Source organism: Nostoc sp. (genome assembly GCF_036919595.1).
Classification (GTDB): domain Bacteria; phylum Cyanobacteriota; class Cyanobacteriia; order Cyanobacteriales; family Nostocaceae; genus Nostoc.
In genome coordinates, this window is record NZ_JBALCO010000013.1 from 1 (window position 1) to 5,991 (window position 5,991).

3 protein-coding genes are annotated in these 5,991 nt (G+C 40.9%); 2 read left to right on the forward strand and 1 reads right to left on the reverse strand.

Annotation, left to right across the window (positions count from 1 at the left end):
• A partial coding sequence (locus V7K21_RS01775) for a DMT family transporter (protein ID WP_335171114.1) occupies positions 1-1,617 on the forward strand: 1,617 nt, incomplete at its 5' end.
• 2,500 nt (positions 1,618-4,117) lie between these two features.
• Positions 4,118-5,017 carry a heterocyst differentiation master regulator HetR gene (hetR, locus tag V7K21_RS01780; protein WP_273765150.1) on the forward strand — a complete coding sequence of 300 codons (900 nt, stop codon included), beginning with the start codon at positions 4,118-4,120 and terminating at the stop codon, positions 5,015-5,017.
• A 626-nt stretch (positions 5,018-5,643) separates the two neighbouring features.
• Here the strand turns inward: hetR and V7K21_RS01785 are convergent.
• A complete protein-coding gene (locus V7K21_RS01785) occupies positions 5,644-5,796 on the reverse strand; it encodes a hypothetical protein (RefSeq protein ID WP_335171115.1) in 153 nt (50 codons plus the stop codon).
• Between the last annotated feature and the right edge of the window lie 195 nt (positions 5,797-5,991).

Below are 5,991 nucleotides of genomic sequence, written 5' to 3' on the forward strand. Positions count from 1 at the left end.
GTTAGAGAAAACGCCGCGAACCCAAATTCTTTCCCCAGCAAGGACTTGTCCCAAAGGGAAACTAAATCAGAGCCTCCGATTGTTAGAGAAAACGCTGCGAACCCGATTTCTGTCCCTAGCAAGGACTTGTCCCAAAGGGAAACTAAATCAGAGCCTCCGATTGTTAGAGAAAACGCTGCGAACCCGATTTCTGTCCCTAGCAAGGACTTGTTTCAAAAGGAAACTAAATCAGAGCCTCCGATTGTTAGAGAAAACGCCGCGAACCCAAATTCTTTCCCCAGCAAGGACTTGTTTCAAAAGGAAACTAAATCAGAGCCTCCTGCTGCTGTCGTTTTGCCATCAAGGGACAATGCCACCGAACCAATTTCTATCCTGAATAAGGACTTACCGGAAAGCGAAACTACATCAGAGGCTCCGATCGCATCCGTGCTACATCCGAGAGCAATACAACCTTCACAAAAGAGAAACCCTGCTGAACCAATTTCTGTCCTCCGCAGGAACGGGTCACAGAGCAAAGCTAAATCTTCACCTTCTACCGCGCTAGAGTCGCTGGGATCAAAACCTCCACAACCGCGATCGCCTAATTCCTCAGGCTTATCAGCCATCCAAAAAATCGGTTTCTTGCTGATTGTCTTATCGGCAGTGGTATCGTCGCTTTACAACATAGCCATTAAGGTAATTTTCCACGAAGGTTCCCAGATTTTTGGAGTATTAGAGGTAGAGCGGTTGCTGCCACCGACTTTAGGCAATATTTTGTTAATTTTGACACTGCGATTTATGGTGGTAGTACCACTGATGGTACTGTTGTCTCCTATATTGCATCCAAGATTGTGGCAAGACCTGGAAAGCTTGGCTAATTCAGTCCGAGGAAATCCCACATCTGCCAATGCAGCTACCAAGCAGATTTTGCTGTTCTCGATTGTGAGTGGGTGCTTTTTGTTTTTGTCTCAGGTTCTCATATACATTGCGATCGCTCAAGTCACAACTGGAATGGCGATCGCACTGTTCTTTGTCTATCCGATGGTTAGTGGTTTATTGTCGTGGTTTCTGTTTCGCGATCGTCCTACCATATTCCGCATCGGTGCGATCGCCGCGATTTGCTGCGGTGAATTGTTGGTTTTAGGGGCTTCTTCCACGATCGGTACGAGTAACACTTCAATGGGAAGCAGCACCGCTGTTCTTTCGGGTGTGGCTTTTGCTGCCTATATAATTCTGACGCGGGTTTGTGCTAGCAAACTGCATCCCGTGACTTTTACTTTAATTAACTTCGCTACTATGTTGTTGTTGAGCTTTATCTGCTTGATGCTACCTTTTTGGAACTTGGTAGTTGACCCCTCTAAGATGCTGGAACTGGTTTTAAGTGCATTTATTTTGGGTGTGCTGACTCTTGCAGGCTATTTGCTCAACAATGTTGGTATTAGTAAACTAGGTGGCTCACGAGCGGCGCTCATCGGTGGTACCATCCCAGTTTTAACCGTGATTTTCGCTGGGTTAATCATTCAAGAAAATTTGGATTTTGTGCAAATTCTGGGAGTGTTGTTAGTAACCTTTGGCGCGGCTGGTTTCAGCTTTGAAACAATGCGAAATCAGGTTAAATCCTCTAGTCCTACGAATTAAATGGCGAGTTCAATCAGTTTAGCTGAACTACCCCCCGGATTTATCCGTGGGGTTCCAACTCGACTAACTTCTCTAAACTAATGCGATCGCAGGTCCTCTATATATTTTAGATCCTAAATTTCTATATCTATTAGGACATTGAAAACCTGAAACCCTGATTCCCCCTTAAAAAGTTACTGTGTATATACAAGTCGAGTTGGCAATCAAATTGACGGAAAAGAACGGAAAATTATTTTTAAAATCCTTGATTTTCTGTCAAAACTCTATCAATAAGCCGAGACTATTGATAATCAGTTTGCTCAACTCAAAACCTTGCCAATATACGGCTTGTATCTTACCAGACAAGGATTTTAGAAATTGTGTGTAGACCGTAGCCTTAAAAGGGGGGATTTTAAAGAGCTAACTTTTTAAAGGGATTGGGGGATCTATTCTGTGTAAGTCCTATCTATAAATAAATCGGAGTAGTAATCAGATTAAGTGGAGATTTGATACGTGTAAAGATGTTACAATGCAATGTCTTTACTATATAGCAGTTTTCAATTGTGTGAAGTACAGCAATTCTATCGATTCACAGATGTGCATTGGTGTCAACTTAATAAATCGGCGGGTTGGGATTTTGTGCCCCTACCTTGTACCTGATTTATCGATGCGTAGCGGCTTCTTGCAGGGTACGAGAAGCGTTATAAGCAATTAATATTAATTATTAATAATATATTTTATGAACTTAGCCTGATATAGGTGAGGAAAACACTTATATATAAGCAGTAATCAGAATAACTTGACTTGTAATATATTTTTATGAATTTAGCCTGATATAGGTAGGGAAAACACGTATATATAAGCAGTACGAGTAATACTAACTTAAGCAAATGAGCGTGAGTATTTGCTCAAAGGAAAGATTTACAAGGAGTTAAAGCGATTGCAACACGTTTTTGAACTTGGAGATGAAAAAGCAGCACCGCGAACTAGACTAACCCGTTTTTTAAGCGTGAGAGATTATTGTCGCTACATGAATATATGGAGCGATCGCCCGTGAAAAGGCTAATAAAATTATTCTACGGTAACCTCTGCGATCGACGCAAAATTTAAAATGCCTCATTTCTATGCTCTTGAGCTTGACGAGATGGTATCTTTAAGTAGGTCGGCGTAAATATTTGTAGTTGAGATGAGGCAAAGGCAAGAAGCAGAAGCCAAAAGAGAACAGGGTTTTAGCCCAATTCATTTTTATTCACATAGTTACGTTTATTTGTGCCTTTCTAGTTATTTCTGGCGTTTTATAGGGGTCAATTTGGTCTACAATTGCCCAGATGCCCGAAAAATGAATGCTTATATCGTAGCTTGCTGCGGATTCTCCTGCTTTTATGGCAACAAACTGTCCACGCCATTCAAGTCCTTCAAACATCTAAAACAGCGGGGTAAAAATATACTTGAAAGTAGCCAAGGAATTAGTTAAATGATCAAAGGATAATATTTTTTCATGAAAAAAATATAAATCACTTGAAAAAAATTATCTAAATAATTATCAAGTGGAATCCAATCTGTTTTATTATATATCTGGCTAATAAGTAAATTTTTAGCCGATTAGCATTATCAAGGAAGCCTGATGGTTCTGCGATTAATTCGGACTAAATCGCGGCTTTCTGTGTCAGTCCATTAACAGAAAAGAATAAATAAAACTGGGAGTTAGTAGGATATTTAGAAATATCATCAAACTTTGATTTAGGCGAATGTAACTTACTTAAATACGGTTCATTTCTCCAATCAAAAAAACATAAAGTTATGCCAAAGAGAAAAATAATGATATGATCAAGAACGAGATTTGAAAAAACAACAGGTATTTTGAAATTGGAATTATTTGCTCTACTTGAGGTCTACTATCTTCACTCAAGCCTATGGCCTATACTGCCGTATGACTTGAGGTTGTGAAGGGGATAATAGTTGAGAACGAACTGTGTGGCTCAACCTCTGAATGTGGCTACACGTTATAAGCGATTTCTTTTTAGACCACTCCCAATTATTTCTAGCCACCTGTGTACTATAAATAATTCGCAAGAGCTGAATAAGAACCTTCTTTTTTAAGTAACAGATATCCAAAATGAACCGCACAAACTAATTCTTACTCAGAGTCGCCATAGTGCGATAATTAGGTGTAAGCGGCTTGACATTGTTGCTCTTGAAAGATGAGAAAACCCCAGGAAACTTAAAGGCTTTGTAGATTACTTACAACATAGTTGAGTTTTGGGAAGTAAACCGCCGTCAAGCTGAACTTTGTGATGTCTATAATTTTCCGGTCAGATGCAGGGGCAGTTATAGTAACAACCACTCTCATCTGCCTTTGTACCGTAAAATATGCGAAAACGGTAGTTTGCGCTACCACCGATTTAATAGTTATCGCATACTAATATAGTTTGAAGTAAAGACATTGCCTTCAGCCAAGTGTATACTACCTATTTTCATTCGATTAAAAACTGTATAAACGTGCTATTCAATTGTCTGTAATATGAGTAACGACATAGATCTGATCAAACGTCTTGACCCCAGTGCGATGGATCAGATCATGCTTTATCTGGCTTTTAGTGCCATGCGGACGAGTGGGCACAGGCATGGGGCATTTTTAGACGCAGCCGCAACGGCAGCAAAGTGTGCAATTTACATGACCTATTTGGAGCAGGGACAAAACCTGCGGATGACAGGGCATTTGCACCACCTGGAGCCAAAACGGGTAAAAATTATTGTAGAAGAAGTCAGACAGGCACTAACAGAAGGCAAACTGTTAAAAATGTTGGGTTCTCAGGAGCCTCGCTATTTGATTCAATTGCCTTATGTCTGGCTAGAAAAATATCCTTGGCAACCGGGGCGATCGCGCGTTCCTGGTAGCAGTCTGACAAGTGAAGAAAAAAGACAAATTGAGCAGAAACTGCCAAGTAATTTACCTGATGCCCAGTTAGTTAGCTCCTTTGAGTTTCTGGATTTGATTGAGTTTTTGCACAAGCGATCGCAAGAAGACTTGCCCCCCGAACACCAAATGCCTTTGAGTGAAGCCTTGGGTGAGCATATCAAGCGCCGTCTGCTCTACTCAGGAACGGTAACACGCATTGATTCTCCTTGGGGAATGCCCTTCTACGCTCTTACCCGTCCTTTTTATGCTCCAGCAGACGATCAAGAACGCACTTACATCATGGTGGAAGATACCGCTCGGTATTTCAGAATGATGAAAGATTGGGCAGAACGGCGACGAAATGCCATGCGCTTGCTGGAAGAACTTGATATCCTCCCGGAAAAAATGCAGCAGGCTATGGAAGAATTGGATGAAGTTATCCGTGCCTGGGGAGATAAATATCACCAAGACGGAGGTATTCCAGTGATTTTACAGACGGCTTTTGGCGAAAGAGAAGACTAATAGCGCTACGCAAAATTCAAAATTTGAAAAGCTTAGAAAGTAAGCTTTTCACTGGTTTTGTTCCTTGCTTAAAAGTCTTGTGATTACCCACATTTTTGTAACAGTCAAACTGTTGCACTGATCGAATCCCGCCAATAACTTAAGTTTTTGGCTAATAGCTAAAGTCTACTCAAATGGACTGAAATTTTCCCTTTTACATTGGATAGGCATGTAAATGGGTGAAAATTTTGTATTTAGTCCTCTTGAGAGAAGTGCAAGCTTATTAGCCTCAGAATTTATTCCGAGGCGGAATGGCAACGAAGCAGAAGATTCAAAAAATGTTAGTAATGATAAACTTTAAAAGTAGGGGCATGGTTGGTCTATTTGCACTGTAATACTGTACTAAAGCATTGATTCACGAATCAAAAACCTAAGCCCCCAGATCCCTTGAGCAAGCCAAATTCCCCTCTGTACTATGCCTAACGCCAGGCTTACGCCAAGATCGAGGGGTTGGGGAAGAGGTTCTTCCAGGAAGGATTACTCAATTTGTGTTCTAGTAGTACAAAAGTTACAAGCAGTTTTGTGACTTTTGTATTGTAAGTATTTAGTTTGGATAATTTGCAAGCAAAGGGCAATTATGGCGGATTTTATATCAATACAGTTGAGTTAAGGCTAAAAACTAAAACTGGCGGAGGTTGGCGAGCTAGTGCGTTGTGGTGAATCCAGCGCTGTATGCGGGTTTCCCGCCGTAGGCGACTGGTGAAGGGTTCCCCCCGTTGTAGCAACTGGCGTTTGAGCAACGAAACCCAACATTATCAAGGCTTTGTTGGGTAACGCTTATGCTCAACCCAACCTACTATTCTTCTTAACCCAAGCGTATTGGGTTTTATATAAAAGATAAGTAACTGCCTAGCTAGTAGTAATAGAGGAAAGGAAAACAGAGACATTACCTTCTAAAGCATCAGTAATAACTTCGAGGAGATTAAGACCATGCT